Annotated in this window: 20 protein-coding genes; 11 read left to right on the top strand and 9 right to left on the bottom strand. The window is 44.0% G+C overall.

The genetic code is table 11. From position 1 onward, the window contains the following. Window positions 1–11: 11 nt before the first annotated feature. From FIU99_RS17055 to FIU99_RS17045, 3 genes are all read right to left on the bottom strand, one after another. Entirely contained in the window at window positions 12–1,451 is a 1,440-nt protein-coding gene (locus FIU99_RS17055; RefSeq protein WP_006961058.1) for an FAD-dependent oxidoreductase, read from the bottom strand. Window positions 1,452–1,740: 289 nt separating this feature from the next. After that, window positions 1,741–4,182: an ABC transporter permease gene (locus FIU99_RS17050; protein WP_006961060.1), complete on the bottom strand. Its 2,442-nt coding sequence runs from the start codon at window positions 4,180–4,182 to the stop codon at window positions 1,741–1,743. Further along, on the bottom strand, window positions 4,182–4,856 hold the full coding sequence (locus FIU99_RS17045; protein WP_006961061.1) for an ABC transporter ATP-binding protein: 675 nt from the start codon (window positions 4,854–4,856) through the stop codon (window positions 4,182–4,184). The genes FIU99_RS17050 and FIU99_RS17045 overlap by 1 nt, the downstream gene beginning before the upstream one ends. Here FIU99_RS17045 and tesA point away from each other — a divergent pair. The 4 genes from tesA to FIU99_RS17025 all read left to right on the top strand — a co-directional run bounded on the left by tesA (window position 4,855) and on the right by FIU99_RS17025 (window position 10,590). Continuing rightward, the gene (gene tesA, locus FIU99_RS17040; RefSeq protein WP_006961062.1) at window positions 4,855–5,454 is read left to right on the top strand and encodes a multifunctional acyl-CoA thioesterase I/protease I/lysophospholipase L1; all 600 of its coding nucleotides are present in this window, start codon (window positions 4,855–4,857) and stop codon (window positions 5,452–5,454) included. The genes FIU99_RS17045 and tesA overlap by 2 nt on opposite strands. Window positions 5,455–5,527: 73 nt before the next feature. After that, window positions 5,528–6,712 carry an enoyl-ACP reductase FabV gene (gene fabV / locus FIU99_RS17035; protein WP_006961063.1) on the top strand — a complete coding sequence of 395 codons (1,185 nt, stop codon included), beginning with the start codon at window positions 5,528–5,530 and terminating at the stop codon, window positions 6,710–6,712. A 236-nt stretch (window positions 6,713–6,948) separates the two neighbouring features. Continuing rightward, window positions 6,949–8,862 (top strand): EAL domain-containing protein, encoded by a 1,914-nt coding sequence (locus FIU99_RS17030; RefSeq protein ID WP_006961064.1) that lies wholly within the window; start codon window positions 6,949–6,951, stop codon window positions 8,860–8,862. Window positions 8,863–8,934: 72 nt separating this feature from the next. Then, window positions 8,935–10,590, top strand: coding sequence for an ABC-ATPase domain-containing protein (locus FIU99_RS17025; RefSeq protein ID WP_006961065.1), 1,656 nt, complete (start codon window positions 8,935–8,937; stop codon window positions 10,588–10,590). A gap of 34 nt (window positions 10,591–10,624) precedes the next feature. Here FIU99_RS17025 and FIU99_RS17020 read toward each other — a convergent pair whose 3' ends face one another. Continuing rightward, on the bottom strand, window positions 10,625–11,242 hold the full coding sequence (locus FIU99_RS17020; protein WP_019276866.1) for a DNA-J related domain-containing protein: 618 nt from the start codon (window positions 11,240–11,242) through the stop codon (window positions 10,625–10,627). 132 nt (window positions 11,243–11,374) lie between these two features. Then, window positions 11,375–12,214 (bottom strand): isopenicillin N synthase family oxygenase, encoded by an 840-nt coding sequence (locus tag FIU99_RS17015; RefSeq protein ID WP_006961067.1) that lies wholly within the window; start codon window positions 12,212–12,214, stop codon window positions 11,375–11,377. Between the two features lie 231 nt (window positions 12,215–12,445). Here FIU99_RS17015 and FIU99_RS17010 point away from each other — a divergent pair, with 231 nt between their 5' ends. Beyond that, window positions 12,446–13,066: a DUF2238 domain-containing protein gene (locus FIU99_RS17010; RefSeq protein WP_006961069.1), complete on the top strand. Its 621-nt coding sequence runs from the start codon at window positions 12,446–12,448 to the stop codon at window positions 13,064–13,066. On the opposite strand, the gene cutA is transcribed toward FIU99_RS17010, so the two are convergent. Together cutA and helD are read right to left on the bottom strand one after the other, a co-directional pair. Further along, the gene (gene cutA / locus FIU99_RS17005) at window positions 13,030–13,350 is read right to left on the bottom strand and encodes a divalent-cation tolerance protein CutA (protein ID WP_006961070.1); all 321 of its coding nucleotides are present in this window, start codon (window positions 13,348–13,350) and stop codon (window positions 13,030–13,032) included. The genes FIU99_RS17010 and cutA overlap by 37 nt on opposite strands. Before the next feature lie 15 nt (window positions 13,351–13,365). Next, on the bottom strand, window positions 13,366–15,432 hold the full coding sequence (gene helD, locus FIU99_RS17000) for a DNA helicase IV (RefSeq protein WP_006961071.1): 2,067 nt from the start codon (window positions 15,430–15,432) through the stop codon (window positions 13,366–13,368). A gap of 200 nt (window positions 15,433–15,632) precedes the next feature. Here helD and yccS point away from each other — a divergent pair, with 200 nt between their 5' ends. The 6 genes from yccS (at window position 15,633) to FIU99_RS16975 (ending at window position 22,369) form a co-directional block, all read left to right on the top strand. After that, the gene (gene yccS, locus FIU99_RS16995) at window positions 15,633–17,813 is read left to right on the top strand and encodes a YccS family putative transporter (protein ID WP_152472417.1); all 2,181 of its coding nucleotides are present in this window, start codon (window positions 15,633–15,635) and stop codon (window positions 17,811–17,813) included. Window positions 17,814–17,996: 183 nt separating this feature from the next. After that, on the top strand, window positions 17,997–18,158 hold the full coding sequence (locus tag FIU99_RS27375; RefSeq protein ID WP_006961073.1) for a hypothetical protein: 162 nt from the start codon (window positions 17,997–17,999) through the stop codon (window positions 18,156–18,158). A 56-nt stretch (window positions 18,159–18,214) separates the two neighbouring features. Next, a complete protein-coding gene (locus FIU99_RS16990; RefSeq protein WP_006961074.1) occupies window positions 18,215–18,493 on the top strand; it encodes a hypothetical protein in 279 nt (92 codons plus the stop codon). A gap of 90 nt (window positions 18,494–18,583) precedes the next feature. Then, the gene (locus FIU99_RS16985; RefSeq protein WP_152472416.1) at window positions 18,584–19,843 is read left to right on the top strand and encodes a hydroxymethylglutaryl-CoA reductase; all 1,260 of its coding nucleotides are present in this window, start codon (window positions 18,584–18,586) and stop codon (window positions 19,841–19,843) included. Window positions 19,844–20,064: 221 nt separating this feature from the next. After that, window positions 20,065–21,597: a glycerol-3-phosphate dehydrogenase gene (gene glpD, locus FIU99_RS16980; RefSeq protein WP_006961076.1), complete on the top strand. Its 1,533-nt coding sequence runs from the start codon at window positions 20,065–20,067 to the stop codon at window positions 21,595–21,597. Between the two features lie 106 nt (window positions 21,598–21,703). Beyond that, on the top strand, window positions 21,704–22,369 hold the full coding sequence (locus FIU99_RS16975) for a PilZ domain-containing protein (RefSeq protein ID WP_006961077.1): 666 nt from the start codon (window positions 21,704–21,706) through the stop codon (window positions 22,367–22,369). Here FIU99_RS16975 and luxQ read toward each other — a convergent pair. Further along, window positions 22,355–24,925: a quorum-sensing autoinducer 2 sensor kinase/phosphatase LuxQ gene (luxQ, locus tag FIU99_RS16970; RefSeq protein ID WP_006961078.1), complete on the bottom strand. Its 2,571-nt coding sequence runs from the start codon at window positions 24,923–24,925 to the stop codon at window positions 22,355–22,357. The two genes, FIU99_RS16975 and luxQ, sit on opposite strands and share 15 nt — an antisense overlap. Further along, complete coding sequence (locus FIU99_RS16965) at window positions 24,925–26,022, bottom strand: autoinducer 2-binding periplasmic protein LuxP (protein ID WP_006961079.1); 1,098 nt, start codon at window positions 26,020–26,022, stop codon at window positions 24,925–24,927. Before FIU99_RS16965 ends, luxQ begins: the two co-directional genes overlap by 1 nt. Window position 26,023: the final 1 nt, after the last annotated feature.

The following is a 26,023-nucleotide window of genomic DNA, read 5'->3' as shown; positions in this document are numbered from 1 at the left end:
GAGCTTTTTCATTATTGACCATAAACATTGGCAAGTTCTGGCGGATAATCTCGCATTTTTGCCAATTCCTCCGCTTTGGATTCAATCACTTTCGGATCCAATGCCATACTCACAGGATGCATAGACTCAATAGATGCCCCTTGGTAATCAAATAACGCCCATTCTTCAACTAGCTTGGTGGCGGCTTCTAGAGCGGAAGAACCTTTAACTACTTCGATCCTTGCATAGTGTTGTCCTTCGAAGGTGACATCCGCAGCTCGAAGGGTCTCATCTGATCCAGGAATCTGCTGAGCTCCAAATAAGGGCGTACCAAATTCATGAGCGGTCTTGTAGTCCGGTACGAAATTAGCCATGTGTTCAATAGCGCGTCTCGTGCGCTCCAATATCACAGGTTCATCCCAACCTTGTTGAATTTTTCTTCTTAACCTAAGAGGAAGCGTTGGCTGAGAAGATTGCTCACCGGAAGCAACCAAACCGTCATCAAATAAGGTGATGTCTTTCGTCATACCATGTAATTGGAATACACCATTAGGGTACGGCGTTAACTGCGCCATGCCCTTTGGCGTACCTCTCGGGCCATGGAAAATTACTTCTGGCCAGAGTTCGTTACATTCGTCCCAACGAGTGACATAAGCTGCTTTGAACTCAACCAATCGATTTCTCGGTTTTTGTGCTAAATCGTCAATGTTTCCTGTTTCGTATCCACAAGCATTGATCAAGTAGTCGACATCCAAAACGGATTGTTGCCCTTGTGCATTCATACACTCTACACGCCAGCCTATCTCAGTATTGTCAAGACCGATAACCTGTGTTTCTGTTAACAGCTCACAATTGTTGATTGACTCAAGCGCTAACGTCGCGGATGCAGCAATACGAAATACGCTCCAACCATGTTCCTGAACGGCCACAACCGGAAACTTCAAAGATTCCAAGTCCGCTGATTTCGCGAAAGGGATCATCCAGTCGTCAACATGTCTGGGGTGTTCAGGTTGAGTACGGCTGGCAAGCTCTTCCAATTCGTCTCTGCCATAGAACTTGTAATAGTCACAAGGTTTTCCCAACACTTCATTCGCTGGATCCGAATCTACCAACTCCTGATAGCATCGTTGTATCGTAATTAATCGTTCATATAACTCTTCAGGGCTACCACCATCACTGTAAGGGACAGCAATGACGGTCGGACGGCGATTAATGGTATGTGGATAAAGGCGAACAGATTCGATGGACTGTTTTAACAGCTCGATGCACTGAGAGGTCGAGATCTCCCTGTACAAATTTCCACCAGCATGTAAATGACAAATTGGTGGGCCACTGATTAAAGTTTTGCCTTTTTCAAGCAACACAACATTTATACCGATTTCTGCCAAGTGCAAGGCTGCGGTCGAACCCGCGATGCCTCCACCGATTACAGCGACAGTAGGCGTATCAACTTTAGTATTATCAGACTGCATTTATGTTGCTAATTTATTCATTCTCAGCACATTTTACTGAGTTTGTGCGCCCAAGAAAATCACATTTTTTGAAGGGGATAAATGTGACAATTTCAAGTAAAAAAAATGAAAAAAAACTCTTGACTCATATCTTGTGAAAAGAAGAAAAATTGCCACTGTGAATAACAAAAATCCTCTAAACATTATGCTTATTGGCTTCGGAGGAAATAAGGAGTTATCTACAGGCTAAGTTATCCCAAACTTTATCCACTGTTTTTGTGGATAACTGGATAACTTAGCCACTGGTGAGTTAGTTAAACTCTTTATTTATAGGGACTAGCAGCCGTTTTATCAGACTGTTCACAACCAGCGCAAGTGTGCAAAAAGTCACCAAAGGAAGTGCAAACCAGAGTGAAAAATGAAGGTTGGGAGAAAGATCAAATCCAAATGACATAATGCCCCCTACAACAGCTTCTGCGCCAATTGTAGCTATCAACCCAGCTACAAGCGCCATTAATCCATATTCGGCCCAAATGGTTCGGGTTACTCTCTTTTTACTTGCACCCAATGTGCGGTAGAGCTGAATTTCAGATTGTCGCTGGCCCAAACTCAGGCGTAACAAAGTGAATATCAACAACACACCGGCAATCACGCCTAATGCGGCAAGTACCGTAATCGACCAGACAATTTGCGTGAGCAGTTCCTGAATTTTTGCACCCATACTGCGTATATCCATCAAACTAACCGTAGGATGACTTCTGGATAGTTCATTCAACACTCCATTGTGCTGGTCTTCTACCCTAAAGCTCACTAAGTATGTCGCAGGGATGCTTTCTAAAACATCAGGTGTGAAGATGAAATAAAAGTTCGGCTTCATATCACGCCATTCAACATGGCGAATGCTATTTACTTTCGCAGTAACAACCTGGCTGTTGATCACGAACTTAAGCTCATCTCCCAGCTTGAGATTAAAGTCTTCAGCGACATCCGATTCAACAGATACACCATTACTCTCAGACCATTCTCCTTGTAGAATAGTGTTATGTTCCGGGTTTTCTGTACCGAAGGTAAAGTTAATCTCTCGTCTCAATACGTCACTGCCCTCTTCTCCTTGGGCCTGTTCTTTCGCATCAATGCCATTAATTTCAGTCAAACGTCCACGAATAATTGGGTAGTCTCTTGAGCGCTCAATCTTATGCTCATCTAACACACTCAAATAAGCGTCTTTTTCATATGGAGCGATATTCAGAGCAAACGCGTTTGGTGCATTTTCAGGAATCGTTTTTTGCCAATCAGACAACAAGTCGGTGCGAACCAGCCACATAACGGCCAACAACATTAACGACAGCGCCAGAGCGCCGAATTGGATGCCTGTAGCAAGCGACGAGCGGTTAATTCGACTTAGTGCAAGTTTGAATGACGTCGACAACGGAAGACGACCCAACATTCTGGTGACAATTAAGCTCACGACTGCAAGCGCAGCAAATAAAGCAATCATGCCCCCTAGAACGATCCAAACCAGCGTGTTTTCTCGATAAACAAACAGCATTGGCACAATTGGCACCAATATCAGCCAGCTTGTTTTACGCCCCTTTTCGGTTGTTGCTTGGGGTTGCATAACATCTACTGCACTGACATTCAAAAGACTTAGCAGAGGAATACCCAATGCAGGGACAGCGATTAGAATACTGGTGATAATTGATAGAAATGCAGGTTGCAACCCATAACTTGGTAGAGGGTTGGGTAGCAAATCCACAAGCGGTATACGAAGCAGGTATTCTAACGCGATACCAATTATGAGTCCGATGACAGATGCACTGGTTAGTAAGATCACTACCTGCATACCTAGCCAACGACTGATCCATCGCTTACTTGCGCCTAGGCTTTTAAGCATTGAGATCGTTTTCCGACGTGTCGCCACATAATGCTGGCAGGTCAAAACTAGAGTAGTTGCTGCCATGATGACAACAATCGCCACCGTCAAGGAAAGGTATTGTTCAGTGCGCTGAAACACTTCGTTGGTTCGACTAGCACTATTTTGGTCACGCCATCGGTCACTAGGAGTGAGTTCAATTGACTGTTTGACCTGCTCAATGTCGGATTCTTCACCATTAATAAATAGGCTAAAACGGACTCGACTTCCTAGCTGAACTGCACCGGTCTTGTCTAAATCAGAATTATGGATAAATGCTGAAGGCATCTGCTGGAAAGGATTAAAACTTAAACCGGGCTCTTCAATAATACGTCCAGTAACAGTAAAGTCAGCGTCACCAACGGTGACGCTGTCACCAATAGTAACATCCAATTGAGAGAAAAGTCGTTCATCAAGCCATAGCTCCCCAGGCTTAACGGCGCTGAAATCTTGTTGGTCATCTGACAGCACCATCTCACCACGCAACGGATAAGCACTGTCGACGGATTTAACCGTAATCAGTTTCATACTCTGATCGCTAAACGCCATGGTTGCAAAGCGAGTTTGAGTTGAAGTTACGAGCCCTGCGTCATTGGTAGCTTTGTAGAGCGTATCGGGAATTGGATTAGCTGTCGCAAAAACCGTGTCAGCCGTCAACGCCTCCTTTCCCTGCTTAACGACAACCTGCTCCATTCGTTCTGCGAGGGCCGTTAGCGCAAAAATACAGGCGATGATCAAAGTCAAAGCAATGGAAACTGGCCAGAGCTGACCATGTCTAATTTCACTAAGACTCCAAGAAAAGAGTCGTCGATTTAGGGTTGGAGAATTGGTCGTTCCCATTACGATTCCTCCAGATGTCCCGCCTGAATATGAACACGACGATCACACAGTTCCGCGAGCTTCATATCATGCGTGACCAACACTAAAGTCGTCCCGTGCTGTTTATTAAGTTCGAAAAGCAGTTCTACCACTTTGGCGGCTGTTTGCTGATCTAAATTACCGGTTGGTTCGTCGGCGAACAGTACTTTAGGCTGAACCATAAATGCACGGGCAAGAGCCACGCGCTGCTGCTCACCACCAGACAATTGTGATGGCGAATGATGAATTCGATGTTCTAAACCAACCGATGCTAACAAGGCTTTAGCACGCTCAACATCTTCGTTTTCACCTTTCAATAAGCAAGGTAAGGTCACGTTTTCTAATGCACTGAGGCTTGGGATCAACAAAAAGCTCTGAAATACAAAACCAACGGATTCGCTTCGAATAGCTGCGCGCTCTTCATCACTCAATGTATTCAGCGTTTTACCCAGTAAATGCACGTCACCCGAGCTTGGGGTATCGAGACCCGCTAACAAGGTCATTAACGTCGATTTACCCGCTCCGGAAGTACCCACGATGGCGATACTCTCGCCTTCCTTGATGTCAAGATTTACATTTTCCAGGATTGTTAATTGTTCCTGATTAGTAGAGACTACTTTGGATAGTGATTCAGCTTTAATTACGGATGCATGCATGTTTCGATTACTTTCCTTTGTATTTGTTCTTTTCTTCGTTAACCCAGCAAGTGCGACCAAGCTCTTGATTTTAGGTGATAGCCTAAGTGCAGGCTATCAGATGTCAATTGAAAAAGCATGGCCTACATTATTACCTGATGTAATGTCCAAGAAAGGTAAAAACCTGACTGTCATTAACGGTAGTATTTCGGGTGACACAACAGGTAACGGCTTAGCACGTTTACCTGAATTGTTAAAAAAGCATCAACCTGATTCGGTACTGATTGAGTTAGGTGCAAACGATGGTTTACGAGGTTTCCCACCCAACCTGATTCAGAGCAACCTGACTCAACTGATCAGTATGGTACGTGACGCTGGGTCAGAGCCATTATTGATGCAGATACACGTGCTACCTAACTACGGGAAACGCTACACTCAGGCATTTTCTGCACTTTACCCAGAAACAGCAAAGCAGCTTAACGTCCCGTTACTGCCATTTTTCCTCGAAGGTGTCATTACCAAACCTGAGTGGATGATGGACGATGGCCTCCATCCAAAAGCAAGCGCTCAACCTTGGATAGCAGAATTCGTTGCCAGTGAGCTAATTAATCACCTCTAATTGGTCTAGCTCAATAAACTTTACCTAGCTTTACGTTAATGTTGCGAAACTCCGTATTGAAAAGGATGTTTCCATGATCATTGAACCAGTCATCGACGGCGTGATTGCTCGCTCTGCCCACCCATTAGGATGCGAGCAATCTGTTCTCCAACAAATTGAATACGCAAGCCAGGCCAAGCCGATCAAAAACGGCCCTAAACGCGTACTCATAATCGGTGGTTCGTCGGGCCTCGGCCTCGCGTCACGTATTGCGTTGACGTTCGGAGGCGCAGAGGCAGATACCATTTCGGTTTCATTTGAACGCGAGCCATCTGAGAAGTCGGTGGGTTCTGCAGGCTATTTCAATAACGCCTTTTTCAAAAAGCACGCACAAAAAGAAGGCCGTTTAGCAATCAATATTCAAGGTGACGCTTTTTCACCACAAACAAAATCGGAAGTTGTAGAAGCCATTGAAACTTATTTTGAAGGCGAAGTGGATTTAGTTATTTATAGTGTTGCAAGCGGCATGAGGCTTAAACCCGATTGCCAAGATGTCTGGCGCTCGACAATTAAACCTATCGGTCAAAGCGTTTCAGGTGCGTCCATTTCCCTCGAACACGACCAATGGATTGAAACAACACTTACATCTGCTACAGAAGAAGAAGCAGAGTCCACACGAAAAGTGATGGGAGGCGAAGACTGGGAGATGTGGATAGACACTCTCATTAACTCCGAATCGATCGCTCAAGGATGCAAAACCATTGCCTTCTCATATATAGGCCCAAAAGCAACCCACCCTATCTATCTTGATGGCACACTTGGACGAGCCAAAATAGACTTGCATCAGACGAGCCACTCTTTAAACCTCAAAATGGCAAACTTCAGCGGGGGTGCTTATGCGACAGTGTGTAAAGCGCTAGTCACCAAAGCGAGCGTCTTTATTCCGGGATTAACACCTTACATTCTAGCTTTGTATCAAGTAATGAAACGAAAAGGCACCCATGAAGGCTGCGTCGAGCAAATGCAGCGTTTGTTCAATGACAAACTCTACAATCACAATTCGGTACCTCTAGATAGTGAACGTTTGATCCGAATGGATGACTGGGAGCTTAATCCTGATACCCAGCAACAAGTTATCGACATTCTTGACCTTATGAATGCTGAAAACTTTAAAGAGTTAGGTGACTATTCAGGCTTTAAATCAGAGTTTTTAAAACTTAACGGATTCGGATTCAGCGAAATTGATTATACCAAACCCGTTGATTTGAGTGAGTTTTAACAACTAGCCGTATGCTCTTGAAGAGAGTCTTAATTTTGAAACACTAGTACAACAAGCGCCCTGCCTTACTGACAGGGCGCTTTTTTAAACGTAGCATCTGCCTTTCTTAATAATAAGAACGAAGGTTGTCTCCCAAGCATGCCCCTTCTCCTGCTTCCGACTAAATAGCGACTATTATTAACATAAGGGCTAGGATTGCCCGGTTAGAAGGCGAAGCTGCCAGGGATAAAAAATGTATGTCAAAAATAAATACTTCGAATTTGGTCATTCCAGACGAAATGACCAGTGGTTGGCAAAATATTGTCGACCTGCTTGCTGAGATTGTGTCGGTGCCTGCTGCATTAGTTATGCGTATTTACCCTAAACATATCGAAGTGTACTCATCAAACAACAACGGGCAACACCCTTATCGCGTCGGTGACTCAGAAACCTTGGGACAAGGGTTGTATTGTGAAACCGTGGTTAATAAGCAGAGCCAACTCATTGTTCCGAACGCCGAAATTGATCCTCAATGGCAAGATAATCCAGATATTAAATTTGGTATGCTGGCTTATTGTGGCGTTCCGATCAACTGGCCGAATGGAGATACGTTCGGCACAATCTGTGTGCTTGATAACAAGGAAAATCATTTTTCCGAAACTTATCAACAGTTGATTGAGAGCTTTCGAGACTCCATAGAATCACAGCTAAAAACTCTATATCAAAATGAAAAGCTCAAACACCTCAACTTAGAGCTCAAATCCAGAGTCCACACTCGCACGCAGGATCTTGTCGATCTCAACTATTCTTTGAACCAAGAAATAGACAAACGACGTGCCGCTGAACAAAAGATACGTTATCAGCAGAGACACGATTTGGGCACTGGATTTTTAAATCGCTCCGCCCTTGAACACGAAGCGGAACACTTCATTAAAGATGTAGGTGTCAGTCCTTCGCTACAAGCCGCGGCCATTCATATCGGCTTTACAAATGGCCGAAGGATTCAGTCGAAATATGGCTACAGCTCGTGGGAGACTGTTTTAGTCCAATATAGTAAAAGGCTGGGCGATTTAAGTCAGTATCAACTTCTGACCGCTCGTCCCACTTCCACCGACCTAGTGCTTCTACTTGAGTCGTCTCAACTCGAAAGCGACTTAAACTCGATCAGCCACCAATTGGTTGAGGTGAGTCAATCTGAGTTTGATATTGACGGCGACAAACTTCATCTCAATGCGTACATCGGTATCAGCACTACAAACGATACACTCTGCCCCAAAAGCTTACTTAAATACGCTTCTGAAGCGATGCAATCATGCAAAGACTCGGGGCATAAGTTTAGCTATTACTCGCAAGCCATCGCCGACATACAGAAACATATCAATCAGATGGAAAGCTATTTACTTCAAGCGGTTCGTAACGATGACTTGTTGCTCTACTTCCAACCTAAAGTGTCACCAACTACGCATAAATGGACAGGCGCTGAGGCACTTTTGCGTTGGCGCCATCCTATCCTCGGCGATATCTCTAATGAAACGCTCATTCATATGGCTGAACAGAATGGGCTCATTTTTGAAGTTGGTAGCTTTGTTTTGCGTGCAGCCATTCAAAAAGCAGCCGAATGGGCCGAGTATGTTGACGATTTTAAAATCGCCGTGAACATATCGGCCATCCAGTTGAAAAACCCTCACTTTATCGAGCAGATTGAAGATTTGCTCAATGCGTATCAATTGCCAGCTAAATTTCTGGAACTGGAAGTAACTGAAAGTGGTTTGATTGCTGATGAAGTCACGGCTCGTAATACTCTGATTGCATTAAACAATCTTGGAGTGACATTGTCACTTGACGACTTCGGAACTGGTTATTCTTCGTTCAATTATCTGAAAAAATTTCCCTTTGATGCTATCAAAGTGGACAAAAGCTTTGTCCAACAACTGGATGAAAGTGAAGAAGACAAAGAGATTGTGCGCTCAATCATTCACGTTGCTAAGAAGCTAAATTTAATTGTAACTGTTGAAGGTATTGAAAGTGAAACACATGAAGACTTCATTATTAGTGAAGGCTGTGAATATGGTCAGGGCTACTTTTACGGTAAACCGATGCCATGCGATGAATTTGAAACCGGCCTGCTGAGACAAAACTACCCAGGGAATACAAACATTACCTATCAGTAGCTTAATCCTTTACTCTGTGGCGAGCGATTCTTATAATCCTCGCCTTTATTTTATCTCGCTTGTGAATGCCTTATGGATCAGTTAACCGCCACGCTCAAAAAAATCGAAAAACAAAACTATCGCGCTTATCAGCAGATAAAAGGTCAATATGACTTCGGCGATTACACCTTTTTCATCGACTATGTTCAGGCAGACCCTTATGCTTCAGCATCAAGAGTGAGAGCGGTTAGACCATGGTCACTAACCGGTTTACAGTGGCTACGCGAAACATCCGAAGCCTATCAAGTGGCTGCACGTGATTTCATTGCACGTAGTTTTGCTGAATTCGCCAAGCAAGAAAACAGCGTTAGTATTGCTCTCACTGGTCAGACGGTCATGGATAGCACGTCTGTCTTGTTCACAGACGAAGGTATCGAACTTCGATTCCGCGTTAATCTTCCAGCTGAAGGCCGCTCGGTATTAGGTAAAAAGACAAACAACATCCTGACCTTCCACTTACCTAAGTTTATCCGTCGTGCCACATTAGAGCGTGAACTGGATAAAGAAGCACTAGTGCACCACTGTCAAATCGTTGAAGACCAAGAATTCATTCGCAGTAAGTTAGATGAGTATAACTTGCTTGCGTTCGTTGGTAATGGTTCTGTTCTACCTCGAGTGGCTGGTAACTGTGATTTACCCATGAAAGACGCGGTCGCACTGACTGCACCAGAGTCTTTGCAGGTGACTATCGCCACACCAAACCAAGGCGAAATCACTGGTTTAGGCATCCGTAAAGGCATCACTTTGATTGTGGGTGGTGGATTCCACGGTAAGTCTACTCTTCTGAATGCCATAGAACGTTCCATTTACAACCATATTCCAGGTGATGGCCGCGAGCGCATTGTAACGAATCTAAATGCGATGAAGATTCGGGCAGAAGACGGCCGATGTGTACATAGCCTCAACCTTTCTAACTATATCAATCATCTTCCAATGCAACGTGATACCGAAGATTTCACAACGCAAGATGCATCAGGCTCCACCTCTCAGGCGGCTTGGCTACAGGAATCAATTGAGGCTGGCGTTCAAGGTATTCTGATTGACGAAGACACGTCCGCAACAAACTTCATGATCCGAGATGAGCGCATGCAGGCGCTGGTTAGTAAGGGCGACGAGCCGATCACGCCTTTAGTTGACCGCATTGGCCAGCTGCGTAACGAACTTGAAGTTTCAACGGTTATTGTCATGGGTGGTTCCGGCGATTATCTAGACGTGGCTGATACTGTTATTCAAATGCACGATTATCAAGCCGTCGATGTAACGGAAAAAGCACGACAAGTTGTAAAACAACACCCAACAGAACGAAACAACGAGTGTGAAAGCGAGCTCAGCACATTCCGACCAAGATCTTTGAATCGAGCTGCTCTACAAAAAATTCTCGCCGACGGAAAATTCCGCGTTTCAGCGAAGGGCGTCGACTCTTTACGATTTGGTAAAGAATTTACCGACCTGTCTGCGCTGGAACAGCTGGAGTCTAGCTCTGAAATCAACGCCATCGGTTGGTTGTGGTTTCAGCTAGCAAAATTGCCAGGCTGGTCGAACAACCCAGCGAAGGAAATACAGCAAATGCTTGATGGTGATTGGTCTAAGAACATGCCAAATCAGGGTGACTTGGCCAAACCACGCACCATAGATGCGATGGCAGCATTGAACCGAATGAGAAAATCGCAGTTCAAATCAGCAAATTAACCAAAAAGCGCCTTATTCAATAAGGCGCTTTTTTTCAATGTCTTAATACATGCCAAGCTTCACACAGTACGCGGAAGCGATCACTATTTCCGTTTTCTCTATCAGGGTGCCATTTCAGCGCCAGTTTACGCCAAGTCTTGCGGATTTCAGTTGGGCTCGCGTCGTGTGGGAGTTTAAACAACGACAACGCTTTCGCTCGATCCATGTCACCGCCGTTAGTACTGCCAACAAATTCACGATAACGAGTCCAGAACTCATTCAGCAGCCTCTTAACTTCCCCCTCTTCTGCTTCGTAATTGTGCCAATCGAGATAATAATCACGCAAAGGGTCTTCATGATCAACTTCATGTCCAAAGACTCTAGATTGAGGCATCAGCACGATATCCATCGCTTGCACCTGTAGCCAGTTGTCTGGGTACAAGGTTTCTTGCAATTGGTACAATGCATTCATAATAAGAAAATTACGCTTGAAGAGGTCTTTCTCGGGCGAACCGTCTAGCACTGGCAGTAGCTCTAGCTCGCTGAGATGGGAAGATAGTGTATGAACTTTCCATCCTGAAGGCTGTTTTCTGAGAACTTCCATAATAGGCCACAGCAAAGGATTCTCCATATACTGCTGGAACTGGGCCGCGACTTCCTGATGTTCGTTCATATCCACTCTACGACGGGTTTATTTTTAATGAAAATGCAAAATGGCCCATTTGTCGAGAGATTATCTCAGAATTGACGATCATCACCCAAAAAAAGAGCCAGCATTTGCTGGCTCTTTCTTAGAAATTCGTGGTTAGATAACACCTAGCTCACGTAGTCGCTCCATCAGGTAGCTGCCTGCTGTATGGCGCTCTGAAAGAACAACTTCTGGTTTCGGGTGCAGGAACAGTGGCAATGAAATGCGTGATGTTTCCTGACGTTCACCTGTAGGGTTGATAACACGGTGTGTTGTTGATGGGAAATAGCCACCAGATGCTTCTTGAAGCATGTCACCGATGTTGATGATCAAGTTACCAAAGTCACAAGGTACATCAATCCAGTTACCATCTTTACCTTTAACCTGAAGGCCTGGTTCGTTCGCTGCTGGAAGAACCGTTAGAAGGTTAATATCTTCATGCGCAGCTGCACGGATTGCACCTGGTTCCTCGTCACCTGTCATTGGTGGGTAATGAAGAATACGAAGTAGCGTTTTGTCACTACCATTGATCATTTCAGATAGAGCAACAGAGAATTTCTCCTGCACATCTTTTGGTGCATAAGCTTCAACCCAGCCTAATAGTTCTTGAGCGAACTTGTTGGCACGATCATAGTAATCCATGATCTGTTCTTTGAGCTCTTCTGGCATTTGACCCCAAGGATATACATGGAAATATTCTTTAATATCCTTAACTGTATGTCCTTTTGCAACTTCAGAAACTGAAGGTGGGAAGTAACCGTCTTGAGTTTCAACATTATAAGTGAACTCGTTCTTGCGCTCAGTCATAAAGAACTGATACCAGTTCTCATAGATAGACTCTACAAGCTCTTTAGGAATCGGGTGGTTTTTCAATACACCGAATCCAGTCTCACGCAGTGAGGTAACAAATTGCTGAGCAGCATCTTCAGCTAGATAATCGACAGTTTCCAGTTTCATGGCTTTACTTTGAGTAGTTATTTAGTAGTTGGAGCGGCAATTTTAAGTGTGACATATAGGTAAATCAAACTTTGATGAAATGAAACAGACAGTTTGAGCGTTAAATGTGCGATGTTTACGCGTTTCAACATAAATAGTTAATTATTAGTTGACGAAAACGTTCAAATGAACAATTGAACACCGTTTTATTAAGTGGCATGATATAAAGAAATGTATTCAGGGAACCTTTCAATGAACTCAAACAACAGGTCTTCATTTTCGCTTTTAAGTGGGTTAACCGTTGCTTACGCTCTGGTCTTTTTGTTTTCCGCTTTCGAGCCATCTTCGCGCGCGGTTTGGATAGCTGAAATCATTCCAGCAATTGGTATTCTGGTACTTATATGGCTTGTATCACGTCAGTTTCAGTTTTCTAGTACCGCATATTGTTTGATGTTTATCTGGCTTACATTGCACACCATCGGTGCCAAATACACATTTGCCGAAGTACCATTTGACTGGTTTAACAACTTAATCGGTTCAGAAAGAAACAACTTTGATCGTGTGGCGCACTTCTCTATCGGTTTGTACGCGTACCCTATCGCCGAATACTTGATTAAAAAACGATTAATGAGCACAAAGCTAGCAATCGCTTTTGCTCTATTTGCGATCATGTCTCTGGCTGCAGGCTACGAAATTGTTGAGTGGTGGTACGCTGCCCTCGCGGGAGGCGACGAAGGCATCGCGTTTTTAGGGTCTCAAGGTGATATTTGGGATGCACAAAAAGACATGCTTATGGATACGCTGGGGGCACTTACTGCTCTGAGCTTGCTAGTGTCTCAGCAGCGGGTGTTTTCTTCAATCCAAGCAAGGTAAGGATTAAACCCTTCAGTAAACGGAACTTGAACAACTTGAGGTACCTCATAGTCATGATTGGAAACGATCACTTGTTCAAGTTCCGCATAGCAGGCTTTTTTGGTTTTGATGATCAACAGGGTTTCGTTGTCACAGCACACTTCACCTTCCCAGATATAATGGCTATTGACTGGCATGGTCTGAATGCAGGCCGCCAGTTCTTTCTTCAATACTGAGTTGATGATTTTCTGTGTGGTTTCATCATTATTTGTTGTCGTTAGCGTAATGCAGAACTGGCCACTCATACTTAATCCAACTCCCTATTTCTTAACTATTACCGGATAATCTTGTTCAGTAAGCTCTTTGACAAAACTCGAGCCTGAACCTGTATAAGTTATCCAAACTTTTTTCTTCGCTCGCGTCAGAGCAACATAAAACAGTCGGCGTTCTTCAGCATAAGGGAACGTATCTTCAGACTGAGTCAAGGCTCCATCAATATGAAGCGCTTTAACCCGCGCAGGAAACTGCCCTTCATCCACAGACAGAACAATAACAAAATCCGCTTCTTTGCCTTTACTCGCATGACAAGTCATAAATTCAATCGACAACAAAGCGAACTGTTTCTGCCATTCAGAAAGAAGCTCCGGCTTGTGATAATGATTTCTCCCGAGAAGCAATACAGTTTGCGTACTTTTAGCTTTTCGGTTGAGTTCGTCCAATATTTTCTCAACAGTGTTACTCGGTGCCAGCGTTACAGTTTTCGCCTTCTGCTCTTTGTGGCTTTGCAACACTTTTTCGAGCTGTGCTGGGTTCTGCTGAACAAATTGGTTTGCCACTTCCCCAATCTGATTGTTGAAGCGGTAGGTCGTATCAAGATGATGGATCGTAGAATGTGGGAAGCGTTCGGCAAATCCTGTCGTCAAATCAACATCCGCGCCTGCAAATTCATAAATAGACTGCCAGTCGTCCCCCACTGCAAATAGTACACAGTTGCGCTCATCCTTCTGTTGACATAACGCTTCTACCAACGCCAACCGCTGAGGTGAGATGTCCTGATACTCATCTATCATGATGTACTTCCAAGGTGCCTTGAACTTACCTTTCATCACGTGCTGTGTCGCTTTAGTGATCATAATATTGAAATCAATGTGGCCTTCCGACTTAAGCATATCCAGCCACGCTTGATAACAAGGCCACACCAACGCAAGCTCACTATTCAGGCGAGTATAATCGTTGTGATCCACCAGCCTTTGTTGAATTTCTTTTTTCGTGCAGCCCATCGCCGATAGCTGATTCAATTGTTTATTTAGCCAAGCGATCAGCTTAGGGTTTTCAACGTGACTACCAAGCTCATCATCACCCGCTAAATAGGCTATTGGCCATTTTTGTAGATGTTTTTGCCAACGTTTGAAAGCGGTAGGTGTCATCCAATGCTTTTTAAGCCAATCTACGCACCATGCACTTTTTAGGTTGTCATCCAAGGCAATGGGAGAAATAGTGACTGGATCTTTTTCAACCTGATTTAGAATCTTAAGACCAAGTTGGTGGAATGTGTTTACTGTCACTTGTTCAGCGCTAAGCCCGATTTTGTTTTCGAGACGTTGTTTCATCTCTTCTGCTGCATCGCGGCCAAAAGCTAACATAAGAATGTCTTCAGCTTGCGCCAAGTGACTTTGCAACAAATAAGCGACACGTGCTGTTAAAACACTGGTTTTACCTGATCCTGCCCCTGCCAGTACCAAGTTGTTGTCATCGTTAAGTAAGACAGCTTGTTGTTGAGACAGATTCAATGGCGAAGACTCGATTTGTGAAAAGAGTACTTTCCAGTTTTCTAACTCAGTGACCATCCAACGTTGGTTTCGTGTAGCCATCACCTCATCGGTGTCATCAATCCAAGGTAAAATCTCAGACATACGATCCGGCATTCGCAAAAGCGCATCTTCAAGCGTCATTTCCATGGTTAAAAAGTCGCGATTCATCTTTTCAAGCCATGCATTGACCGTAGAATGGGTTAAAAACGCAGGCTGGCGTTCAAAACCACGCACTTCCATTTCCCATTCAGGTAAAAACTTATTGAGTTGAACACACTGATGGTGGTGCCACTTCTGATAGGAAGCCACCGCTAATCGCGCAAAGTCTCGGCAACGCTCCCATGGTAATCCCTGAATTAACCAGGACTGCTGCTTTCCCTCTTCTGGGTGCGCAAAGAATTGCAGACCTCCCCAGAAAAGGCCACGCTTAAGTTTAACTTTGCCGCTCCAGACATTAAAAGGAATGCGCTCTTCGCTGCCCCGAGAGCTTAATACGAGAAAATCAGATTCTAGAGAAACCTGATGATATTCATTTTGAATAAGATATTGTGCAGTCTTGTTGGCGATTAGCTGCATTCTTGTTTTGTCCTTGAATTCAATTGCCGACATCATAACTCAACCGGATTGAAGAATGAAAAGATCCTGTCAATATCTACTGCTAAGCTCACGGTGTAGAAAAGGTAATCAAACAGACTTGTTTCTTTATCTGTATCAGAAGTTTACCATTGACTATTAGGTACAATAGTCAGTATCAAGCAACTCTAAGAATCGATAACGTGCAATTTTTCAGTCAGCTCCGCCTTTTTTGGGTAAACAAGACCATTAACTACAGCCTGCTCATTCTGGTGACTCTATTGGGTGTCGTCATTCCTAGCTGGTACTACCCTATTGATGCCTACATCATCCCGCTTATTTTAGGCGTGATCGCAGCAGCACTGGCTGAAAGCGATGACAATTTCACAGGCCGACTCAAATCTATTGTATTGACGCTGGCTTGTTTCGCTATTGCATCGTTTTCTATCGAATTGCTGTTTGAAACTCCCATTCTATTCGCAGCCGGATTATTTGCGTCTACTTTTGGTTTTATCATGCTAGGAGCAATAGGCCCTAGATACGCCAGTATCGCGTTTGGGTCGCTGCTTATCGCCATATACACAATGTTAGGCGCTCATGAAAGCACCAACATATGGCTACAGCCCATAATGTTACTTTCAGGCGCGGCGTGGTATTTCTTTATGTCGATTGTTTGGTCAGCGTTATGGCCTATGCAGCCCGTTCAACAAAGCCTAGCAACCGTTTTTCTTCAGTTAGCTAACTACCTCGAATCTAGAAGCCAGTTATTCCACCCTGTTACCAATCTAGAGCCCCAGCCTTTCCGGATTAAAGAAGCAACACTCAACGCAGCCACGGTTACAGCATTAAACCTGTGTAAAGCCACATTGCTCAGCCGTTCAAAACGAGGTCATGTGGATGGCGCAAGCGACCGATTTCTCAATATTTACTTCCTCGCTCAAGATATTCACGAAAGAGTCAGCTCCAGCCACTACCGTTATCAGGAGTTAGCTGAGCACTTTGGTCGTTCGGACGTTTTATTCAGGTTTAAACATTTACTGGAAACCCAAGCTCAAGCGTGTCGAAACATCGCTCAGGCCATTCGGTTAGGGAAAGAGTATCAACACAGCGAGGACTCCGTCGTTGCATTAGATGAGTTAATGAGCTCGCTTACTCATCTACAGGAACAAAATAATCCCCAGTGGAAATCCCTTCTTAACCAACTCAATTACCTGTTCAATAACCTTGCGACAGTAGAAAAGCAACTCAGTAACATCAGTAACCCCGACGCCAGTGCATTGGAAGAGGATGTACTTGATGATACAGAGGCTCATACACTTAATGCGATGTGGCTACGTATCACATCCAATCTAAACAAAGATTCGATGTTGTTTCGTCACGCAATCCGGATGTCTATCGCTCTGACCGCTGGCTATGGAATCATTCAGGCTTTCGGTATCGAAAGAGGCTATTGGATCCTACTGACGACCTTGTTCGTCTGTCAGCCTAACTACAGTGCTACACGACAGAAGCTAGTCGCTAGAGTATTGGGCACCATTGCGGGCTTATTGATTGGTGTACCGTTATTAACGTTTTTCCCTTCTCAAGAGAGCCAACTGGTCTTTATTGTCGTATCCGGTGTTGCCTTCTTTGCTTTCCGCTTGGCAAATTACGGTTACGCTACAGGCTTTATCACTGTATTGGTTTTATTCTGTTTTCACCAACTTGGAGAAGGCTATGCCGTCGTTCTACCACGCTTAGCCGATACGATTATTGGCTGCGCTTTAGCAGTAGTTGCCGTCGCTCTAATTTTGCCAGATTGGCAGTCAAAACGACTCTACACTGTGATGGCAGATACAATTCAAGCAAATCGAAGCTACCTTGCACAGATCATTGGTCAATACCGGATAGGTAAGAAAGACAGTCTCACCTATCGAATCGCGCGGCGAAGTGCCCATAACCATGACGCTAATCTGACTAACGCGATCAGTTCCATGCTCGCTGAGCCAGGTCGGTATCGTTCAGCGGTAGATGAGAGCTTTCGTTTCTTAACCTTAAGCCACGCGCTACTCAGTTACATCTCTGCGTTAGGTGCTCATAGAACGAGAATTAACGACGAGGACACGCATAAGCTCGTACTCGATGCGCATCGGGTTATCCACCACCATTTGGACATTTTGTTTAATCAGTTGAACGACCATTGTGATACCTGCGATACCAGTGACATCGATGATCCAGCAATGGAGGCAAGGTTGGCTGAATGGCGTGAAGAAGATGACAATTCCGTTAAAATGGTCTTACAGCAGTTGTACCTTATATACAGAATGCTGCCTGAATTACACTCATTAGCAAGCAAGTTCGCAGTGCGCGTAAATCAATCAGATACTATCGATAAAAAGCACTAATTGTAAGGGGCCGCGTTGCGGTCTCCTTCACCTTTCTCTAACACTACCTGACATTATCCGGACAAAACTTCACCTCTATTCCATAAACTGGAGTCAGATAATTCTTACGGGAGTAAGAAGATGAAAGGAAACATCTCTTGCTTTTCGAACCAGAAAACTGGATTGATTCGGAGGCAGCCTAATATGAACCCTAAACAGTTTGAACTGTTCAAAGAACAGATAAAAAATTTAAGCCCTCAGCAATTGCGTGCACTAAAGGGCGAGATAACAGAAACACTAGAAGGCTCACGACCTGTTTTGGTAACGGATGAAGAGCAGAAGCTCATCTCTAGCTTGTTTTCTTAGCACAACTTGCTGAAAACGCAAACACACCTTAAGCTTAAGTTATACAGGGGGTGTCCATGTCAGTTTCCTCAGTTCAGCCAGGTTATCAACTGATCGAACAGTCATCAAAAATGGCTGACGAAGCTGCGCGTGAGATCAATCAAGTCCACAAACCCAACCCTATTCAAAAAGACGAATCCTATGAGTTCAATAAAGTTGAATTCAAACAACCAGAACCCTCCGACATCGAACCCATGATCAAACTGACTCAAGCCGAGCAATACAGTCGCATTGGGACAAATATGCTACAACGTGATCAAGAAATGATTGGTACGTTACTCGACGTACACGTGTAGCTGGAAATTTGTACCAATAGGTAAACAAGATATTGTCTTCCCGTTCAGAGTCGTTAGAATCCACTGATAATTTTAATGTCTGTTTTCGCTATGCCCAAACTAAACTTGTCTCACCATGACAATAATCCAGTCTTCAATCAAGGGCCACAATCCGAACAACTTGAACAACTAATGAGCCCCCATTTTGAGGGGCCCGCTTTGCGGTTAACACCAAACCCTTATATCTCTGAGAAAAATTTGGCTAAACGTTGGGATAAGCTCAGTCCGTTGACTGATCGTGACGCGCTGCTCGACCCAGTAACCGAGCAACAAGCTGAGCTCTACAATAAGAACATCGAACACTTTATCGGTACAGTGAAACTACCCGTTGGCCTTGCTGGCCCTTTACGAGTCAATGGCTTGCATGCTAATGGCGATTATTTTGTCCCACTCGCGACAACCGAAGCTGCGCTAGTCGCCTCCTATAACCGTGGCTCACAATTGATCACGGCAGCGGGAGGAGCTAGCGCGATGCTCTTAAACGAAGGAGTCACCCGAACTCCCGTGTTTGAGTTTCAGCACTTAGCAGACGCTGGTCAGTTCGTAGCATGGGTCGTCACTCAGTATGACCATTTCAAACAAGTGGCGGAATCAACCACCTCGCATGGTCAGTTGCACGACATTAACATCAATATTGAAGGTAACCATGCCTATCTAATTTTTGAGTTTCATACTGGTGACGCTTCTGGCCAGAACATGGTGACAATCGCAACCAATGAAGTCTTCAATTACATATTGGATCACTCCCCTATCTCGCCTCAAGATGCCTTCCTTGATGGCAACCTCTCTGGTGACAAGAAGCCAAATGCGCACACCCTACGTCATGTTCGTGGTAAAAAAGTGACCGCAGAAATTCAACTAACCAGAGAACTGGTCGAAAAGTACTTGCATACCACACCCGAGCAAATGGTTAAGTTCGGTCAGATGACCACAACAGGCGCCGCTTTGAGTGGTTCTATTGGTGTAAATGCTCATTATGCGAATGCACTTGCTGCACTATATATTGCCTGTGGTCAGGATGCTGCGTGTGTATCTGAGTCGGCAATCGGCATTACTCGCATGGAGTTGAACAAACAAGGTGGGTTATATGCGTGTGTCACTCTTCCAAACTTGATGGTTGGAACCGTGGGTGGAGGAACACATTTGCCTAGCCAAAAAGCCTGTCTGGAGCTGATGGGGCTGTTAGGTACAGGAAAAGCAAAAGCCCTTGCGGAAGTCGCTGCAGTGCTATGTCTCGCAGGTGAACTTTCAATTGTTGGCGCATTTTGCGCCGGACACTTTTCACGAGCTCATCAAAAGCTTGCAAGATAGCACCTAGTTCACTCTTTCGTTAATTAAGGCCCTCGATAAATCGAGGGCTTTTTTTGTTCCTTAATTTTCTTTTAACCCAAAAAAACACTCGATTAACTTTCGAATTACACTCATTAGAATGATCTAGATCATATTTAGTGAGGTAAAATCTAACATCTGTGATTATAATGTGGTTATATTGCTCAAAACAAATGCTCGTTCGAACATTAGGAATCAAAAAGATGACCGTTAGTTACTTAAAAGAACAAAAAGAACAAGAATTGCTGGACTTAATAGTTGTCGGAGGTGGCATTAATGGTGCCGGTATCGCAGTGGACGCAGCAGGTCGAGGCTTAAAAGTCGGCCTCTATGAAGCACAAGATTTTGCTGGCGCAACCTCTTCTGCCAGTTCAAAATTGATTCATGGTGGACTTCGATATTTAGAACATTATGAATTCCGCTTGGTAGGTGAAGCTTTAGCAGAACGTGAAGTTTTACTCGCTAAAGCACCACACATCGCTTTTCCCATGCGTTTTAGGTTGCCTCACCGACCATTTCTTCGCCCTGCTTGGATGATCAGAGCAGGTTTGTTCCTATATGATCATTTGGGAAAACGAACCTCTCTGCCTAGCAGTAAGAAGATTAAGCTAGATAATGAGAATGTTACCTTACCTGAACTGAACGTTGGCTTTGAATACTCAGATTGTTGGGTCGATGATGCGCGATTAGTTGTCCTTAACGTCATCCAAGCTCAAGAACTAGGTGCCGAGGTCAGTAACTATTGTAAAGTCACTAAGGCTCAGCGTATTGAGGGCATCTGGCACGTAGAGCTATACGATCAACGTACATGTAAAACGTTTTTCAGGAAAGCGAAAGCGCTCGTAAACGCAACGGGGCCATGGGTAAAAGAATTCCTGACCGAGAACACTAAACTGCCTTCCCCTTACGGTATTCGATTGATCAAAGGCTCTCATATCATCGTTCGAAAAATTCATGATGAAGAGCAGGCTTACATCATGCAAAATGAAGATAACCGTATTGTGTTTGTCATTCCTTACCTCGGTAAGTTCTCGATGATCGGAACTACAGATGTCGAATACAAAGGTGACCCTCGTAAAGTCGCGATTAGTGAAGAAGAGAAACAATATCTGATCGATGTGACGAATCAGCACTTCCGCAAACAAATCACGATCGATGATGTTGTTGCTGATTTTAGTGGCGTGAGGCCACTTTGTGATGATGAGTCAGATTCACCACAGGCGATTACTCGAGATTACACACTCTCACTGGATCATAAAGATGGAGAAGCACCTTTACTTTCCATCTTTGGCGGTAAATTAACAACTTACAGAAAGCTATCTGAATCTGCGATGCAGCATCTTTCTCCATACTTCAACTTGAAAGAGTCTTGGACAAAGAACGCCCCACTTCCTGGTGGCGAAGACTTCACATGGGAAAAGATGGAAGCTCAATTGGCGAAGCAAGTTCCGTTTATAGACAATGAAACACGCTTACGCTGGCTAAGAGCTTACGGCAGCCGCGTTGAACAGCTTCTAGAAGGGGTGACCACAGAGCAGGATCTTGGTATCAAGTTCTCTGCAGGAATCTATCAAAAAGAAATCGACTATCTGGTAAAGCATGAGCTTGGCACCAACGCTGAAGATGTCTTAAAGCGCCGAAGCAAACTTCACCTATTATGCGACCAAGAATGCTATCAAGCTATTGAGAGCTACCTTGATGGAACTGAATACAGTATCCACGAACAATGCGCATAACAAACTGGGGGCTAAGCCCCCATTTTTAGTTTCAGAAGTTACACTTGTTTATGAAGGGAGTATATTTAAAAAGATATCGTTCAAATAATAATAAGATGTTTTGACCATGCCCTCTGTGAATGATGCTGCTACTGAACTTGTTAAATTACTTATTCCCGGAATGCGACTCTCTGCAACCATTGAGTTTGGCCCTGCCGATCAGTACCCGTTTAACACCCACTATGTTGGCTGTAAAACTAATCAATTTCTCATCATTGATTTACCTCAGAAAGCAAAAGAATCGCTTGTCATGAGAAAACTAAACAATGCGGTAGTAGTGGTAAGGGGAATAACGAATACCAAACTCGGTCATATCGTTGCCTTTAAGACCTCTGTCATTTCTCAAATCAGTTCACCTGGACATCTGATTTTCCTTCGCATGCCTCAGCACTTCGCTTCTAAACCTATACGCGAGCATGAAAGGTATGCTTTGGACATTCCTATTGAGGTCAAATCAAACACCATCAGTTATAAAGCTGCTATGGTCGATTTTTCAGTTTCTGGATGCGCATTTTTTATTTCAGGTGAGTGTGAATTAACGAAAAGCAGCAATATAGAGTTGGACACACCGCTAAATGAGCTAATCCCAGAACGCCTTAAATATACTATTGTCGGGATTCAGAAAGAAAAGAAAGGCCATCGCTTTGGCATAAAGTTCAGTGAGGAAATTGAAATGTCTGATGAATTGAAGCAAGAGTTGCTAGAGCAATCTGCGCTATCAACACTCTTCTAGCTTGGTAAGAAATTCTTCTTTGTAATGAATGAATGCCTGATTTAGAGCTAGTTCTTTAATTGGTTTGACAATTACATAGTCGGCGCCAACGCTCAAAAATGCGCGTTTGGTGTCCTGCATTCCGTCAGCAGTACAGGCAAAGATAGGAATATCAAGTTTCAAATCTTCGCGGATGATTTTAGTCGTTTCAATACCACCTAAATTTGGTAGTTGATTATCCATCAAGATTAGATCGACGTTATCCGATTTCTTCAGATGATCGATAGCATTATGTCCATCCTGAACCCAAGCCACCTCCATTCCATATTTTTCACAGAACGCCTTCGCAATAAATGCATTGGTATGATTGTCTTCGACAAGTAAAACATTCAATGTTCTATCAAATAGGTTTTCAGGCTCAATCAGGAATGTACTGGTTTCAACCTGCTCAACGGACTCAGTCAGTTCAATCGGTACAGATAAACTGAATTTAGTCCCATAGCCTATAGAACTTTCAATCTCAATCTGTCCATTTAGCATCTCGACTAAACTGTGGACTATCGCTAAACCAAGTCCACTTCCGCCATATTCGCGTGTTGTCGTCGCTTCGGCTTGTACGAAAGGTTCGAAGATATGAGAAATACGCTCACGTTCAATGCCGATCCCCGTATCTCTAACGCTGATGTTCAAGCGCGATTCTGGACTTTCACCATCACAAAATAGTGACACCGTTACCTCACCTTCGTGAGTAAACTTAATTGCGTTACTGACCAAGTTAAACAAGATTTGATTCAACCTGACCTGATCACTATGAGCGAAAGTGTTATTGCTGACATTAGTTTCAACAACAAATCCAATACCTTTTTCATCACACAATGGCGTATAGATTTTCTCGACAGCGCTTATCAATTCGACCAAGCGGAAATCGGCAGATTGAATATGGAACTTACCCTGCTCAATCTTCGAAAAATCGAGGATGTCATTCAAAACCGCAAGCAGGTGTTCACCGCTGTTACACAGTACGTCTAAATGCTCTATATCGTCTGTATTAGATATTTTCCCTTTAAGCAACTGGGAAACGCCTAAAATTCCGTTAAGTGGCGTCCGCAATTCATGGCTCATCTTAGCTAAGAAATCCGCCCGTACTCTTGCAGATTCTTCAGCTTCTTTTCTTGCCGCTTGGCTTTGAATCTCAGCATCGACAAAGCTGGTCACATCCTGACCTTGCGCCATGATATTGTTAATACCCTTATCGACAAAGATGGGGGAAAGGTTCCAGCGATAAGTTTTCTCTCTAATGGCAATATTAATACCCGTTAGCGTTGCTCCTTTCGCACACATTCGAATATGTGGGCCGAGCTTCTCAACCAAAAGCTGATAATCATTTTGCTCATCACCCATTTCTACACGAAAACTGCGCTCTGCGGCTGGGTTGCTTCTAATCAATTTTCCTTCGACATCCCAAAGAGTAATGGGAGAAAGGGAGAAATTGAACAAATCAGCAAATTGCTTTTCTTGCTCGCTTAAACGTTGGAATGACAGTTCAAATGATTGACCAATTTGATCAAATTCTTCAATCGGAGAGCCAGGAAACTTACTGGCATCTTTAATTTCGACCGTACTTTCTGTATAGCGCATTAAGTTAGCGAGTTCTTTCGATACACGTTTTCCAAGCCACAAGCGGCTATAAATCGCAATGACAACCAAAAGTAACCCTGCTACTGCCACCCATATATAGTGGCTTCGCATAAGGATCACGATAGATTGATTATCCTGAATGGTGTAAATCGATAGAAAGGTTGCCACATTGCTAATGGTCAGGTCTGTCTTTGATACCATGTATTTACTGGCGGTGAAATCCAACGCAGACTCTTCAAGCCATTCGATGTGCCGGAAATCTTTGTCTTTGGTGCTCGACGCGATCACTTCTGAGCCAACAGAAAGCAGGATTTGATCTGCGTTACTACCTCTCAATAGAGCATTGATCAACGCAAAGTTATTGTTCATCACAACGCCAATGTGGAGATAACCCAGTACTTCGCCAGAAGCCATGTTAATGATAGGCACCCGACGAACCATCAGATAACGCGTACCTAACAAGGATGGAGTTTGTGACAAGTGCCAACTGCCACCAGTGGTCATATCATCACTTAGATGAGAAAGCTGATCGGGTGAGATACCATAGAACTGGTAATTAGAATCATCCCAGACGACTTCTGTTTCCGCTGTGATAAAACGAAAATCAGGCGCCAACTCTGGAGCAGCTTGGTCAATGCCATTAAAAAAGCGATCCAGTCCATTTACGTCAGATTCAGCAAAAGCCTCAATCAAAGATTCATTGCGACTGTAACTGTCTTGCTGGATTTCTAGGGCTTTAAGTCGGAAGTTGAAAATTTGCTGCACTAAGCTTTGCGTTTGCAGCTTTGAGCGCGCCACCTCTTGGGAGACGACCTGGCGATTTACTTGATAGTTCTGGAACACCATCACCAACGATAAGACACCGATAGTGAGGAATATAGAACGGGTAAGTAATGTGGCGAGACGGCTTTTGCTGCCTCGCCGCGTTAACAATGCCATTATTGATCCGAGTACCTAAACGCTCTCTGCTTTAATTTCTCAACTTTTGAAGGGCTATCCGCTTTGGTCACTATTTCAAAGTCACCAGAGTAGACGTGCGGTACATTTTTACCTTCAAGATCCCACTTAATAGCTTCTGCCATAGCAATACCAGTGTCATCATTCATTCTCATGGCTGTAACATCTAGATCGCCTTTAGAAATAGCCTCCAACTCGGCGCTACCACCACCCCAACCATTAATAAGAATATCCTCTCTCTTCATCGATTTAAGTGCTTCTACTGCTCCTAAGGCAACATCTGTAGAGCACGCATATATGAAGGAGATACTTGGATCTTTCTCTACCGCTTTAACGGCAGCATTAAACCCAGATTCTCGAGTTGCTGTGGTGTAATACGATGAAGATAGCTTGTACGAATCATGATGACTCATCTCTTCAATGAACGTGTCACCACGAGCATCACTCACGTAACCTTCAGAAAAGTAAAGCACCGAGTAACGGCTTTCTTTAGGGATGGTGTCTTTGTAATACTGCTCAAGAATTCGAGCGCCTTTGATGTGATCGAACCCCACATACATGAAGGGTTGCTGATCGTCCCAAGCTCTAACAGGGGTCGTAATATTTTGCAGAATGAGCTTGGTATCGGTTGAACTCAAAACATGTTCAATAAATTTGCGGTGACGAGTCGTGTCAAGCGTGAATATCAAGTAGTCAGCTTTATTTTGAACCGCTTCAAGCAACGAAAGACTTTGTTGTCTGACATCGAGATTCGGCCGAGTAAAAACTTGGTTTATCTTGTAGCTGATTCCTAACTTTTCTAAACGAGTTTCAAAAGCTTTGATATTTCGAACCCAATAGTCCGAAATCTGCTGCCCAGGATAAACCACAGCAATAGAAACTGGCTTATCTTGCTTCGCCGAAATCGGAGTTGGGTAATTTCTTACTGTTTCAGACAACGCATCCGTTAACTGCTTCTGTACGGGATGGGAATCGAGATATTCGTCGTATTGCCAGTAACCATTGAGGACTTGTGTAGTGTGTGCCTGACTTGTCGCTGATACAGCGACCGCCAATGATAACAGCGTTGTTTTAAACATT

Origin of the sequence: Vibrio sp. THAF64 (genome assembly GCF_009363455.1) — a bacterium.
Lineage (GTDB): Bacteria > Pseudomonadota > Gammaproteobacteria > Enterobacterales > Vibrionaceae > Vibrio > Vibrio coralliilyticus.
Note: the sequence above shows the minus strand (reverse complement) of the source record. Positions and strands in the feature narration are given on the sequence as shown.

Excerpts from the sequence above, each read along its gene's own strand:
- FIU99_RS17055 (WP_006961058.1), bottom strand. The coding sequence starts at position 1,451 with ATGCAGTCTGATAATACTAAAGTTGATACGCCTACTGTCGCTGTAATC.
- FIU99_RS17050 (WP_006961060.1), bottom strand. The coding sequence starts at position 4,182 with ATGGGAACGACCAATTCTCCAACCCTAAATCGACGACTCTTTTCTTGG.
- tesA (WP_006961062.1), top strand. The coding sequence starts at position 4,855 with ATGTTTCGATTACTTTCCTTTGTATTTGTTCTTTTCTTCGTTAACCCA.
- FIU99_RS17045 (WP_006961061.1), bottom strand. The coding sequence starts at position 4,856 with ATGCATGCATCCGTAATTAAAGCTGAATCACTATCCAAAGTAGTCTCT.
- fabV (WP_006961063.1), top strand. The coding sequence starts at position 5,528 with ATGATCATTGAACCAGTCATCGACGGCGTGATTGCTCGCTCTGCCCAC.
- FIU99_RS17030 (WP_006961064.1), top strand. The coding sequence starts at position 6,949 with ATGTCAAAAATAAATACTTCGAATTTGGTCATTCCAGACGAAATGACC.
- FIU99_RS17025 (WP_006961065.1), top strand. The coding sequence starts at position 8,935 with ATGGATCAGTTAACCGCCACGCTCAAAAAAATCGAAAAACAAAACTAT.
- FIU99_RS17020 (WP_019276866.1), bottom strand. The coding sequence starts at position 11,242 with ATGAACGAACATCAGGAAGTCGCGGCCCAGTTCCAGCAGTATATGGAG.
- FIU99_RS17015 (WP_006961067.1), bottom strand. The coding sequence starts at position 12,214 with ATGAAACTGGAAACTGTCGATTATCTAGCTGAAGATGCTGCTCAGCAA.
- FIU99_RS17010 (WP_006961069.1), top strand. The coding sequence starts at position 12,446 with ATGAACTCAAACAACAGGTCTTCATTTTCGCTTTTAAGTGGGTTAACC.
- cutA (WP_006961070.1), bottom strand. The coding sequence starts at position 13,350 with ATGAGTGGCCAGTTCTGCATTACGCTAACGACAACAAATAATGATGAA.
- helD (WP_006961071.1), bottom strand. The coding sequence starts at position 15,432 with ATGCAGCTAATCGCCAACAAGACTGCACAATATCTTATTCAAAATGAA.
- FIU99_RS27375 (WP_006961073.1), top strand. The coding sequence starts at position 17,997 with ATGAACCCTAAACAGTTTGAACTGTTCAAAGAACAGATAAAAAATTTA.
- FIU99_RS16990 (WP_006961074.1), top strand. The coding sequence starts at position 18,215 with ATGTCAGTTTCCTCAGTTCAGCCAGGTTATCAACTGATCGAACAGTCA.
- FIU99_RS16985 (WP_152472416.1), top strand. The coding sequence starts at position 18,584 with ATGCCCAAACTAAACTTGTCTCACCATGACAATAATCCAGTCTTCAAT.
- glpD (WP_006961076.1), top strand. The coding sequence starts at position 20,065 with ATGACCGTTAGTTACTTAAAAGAACAAAAAGAACAAGAATTGCTGGAC.
- FIU99_RS16975 (WP_006961077.1), top strand. The coding sequence starts at position 21,704 with ATGCCCTCTGTGAATGATGCTGCTACTGAACTTGTTAAATTACTTATT.
- luxQ (WP_006961078.1), bottom strand. The coding sequence starts at position 24,925 with ATGGCATTGTTAACGCGGCGAGGCAGCAAAAGCCGTCTCGCCACATTA.
- FIU99_RS16965 (WP_006961079.1), bottom strand. The coding sequence starts at position 26,022 with ATGTTTAAAACAACGCTGTTATCATTGGCGGTCGCTGTATCAGCGACA.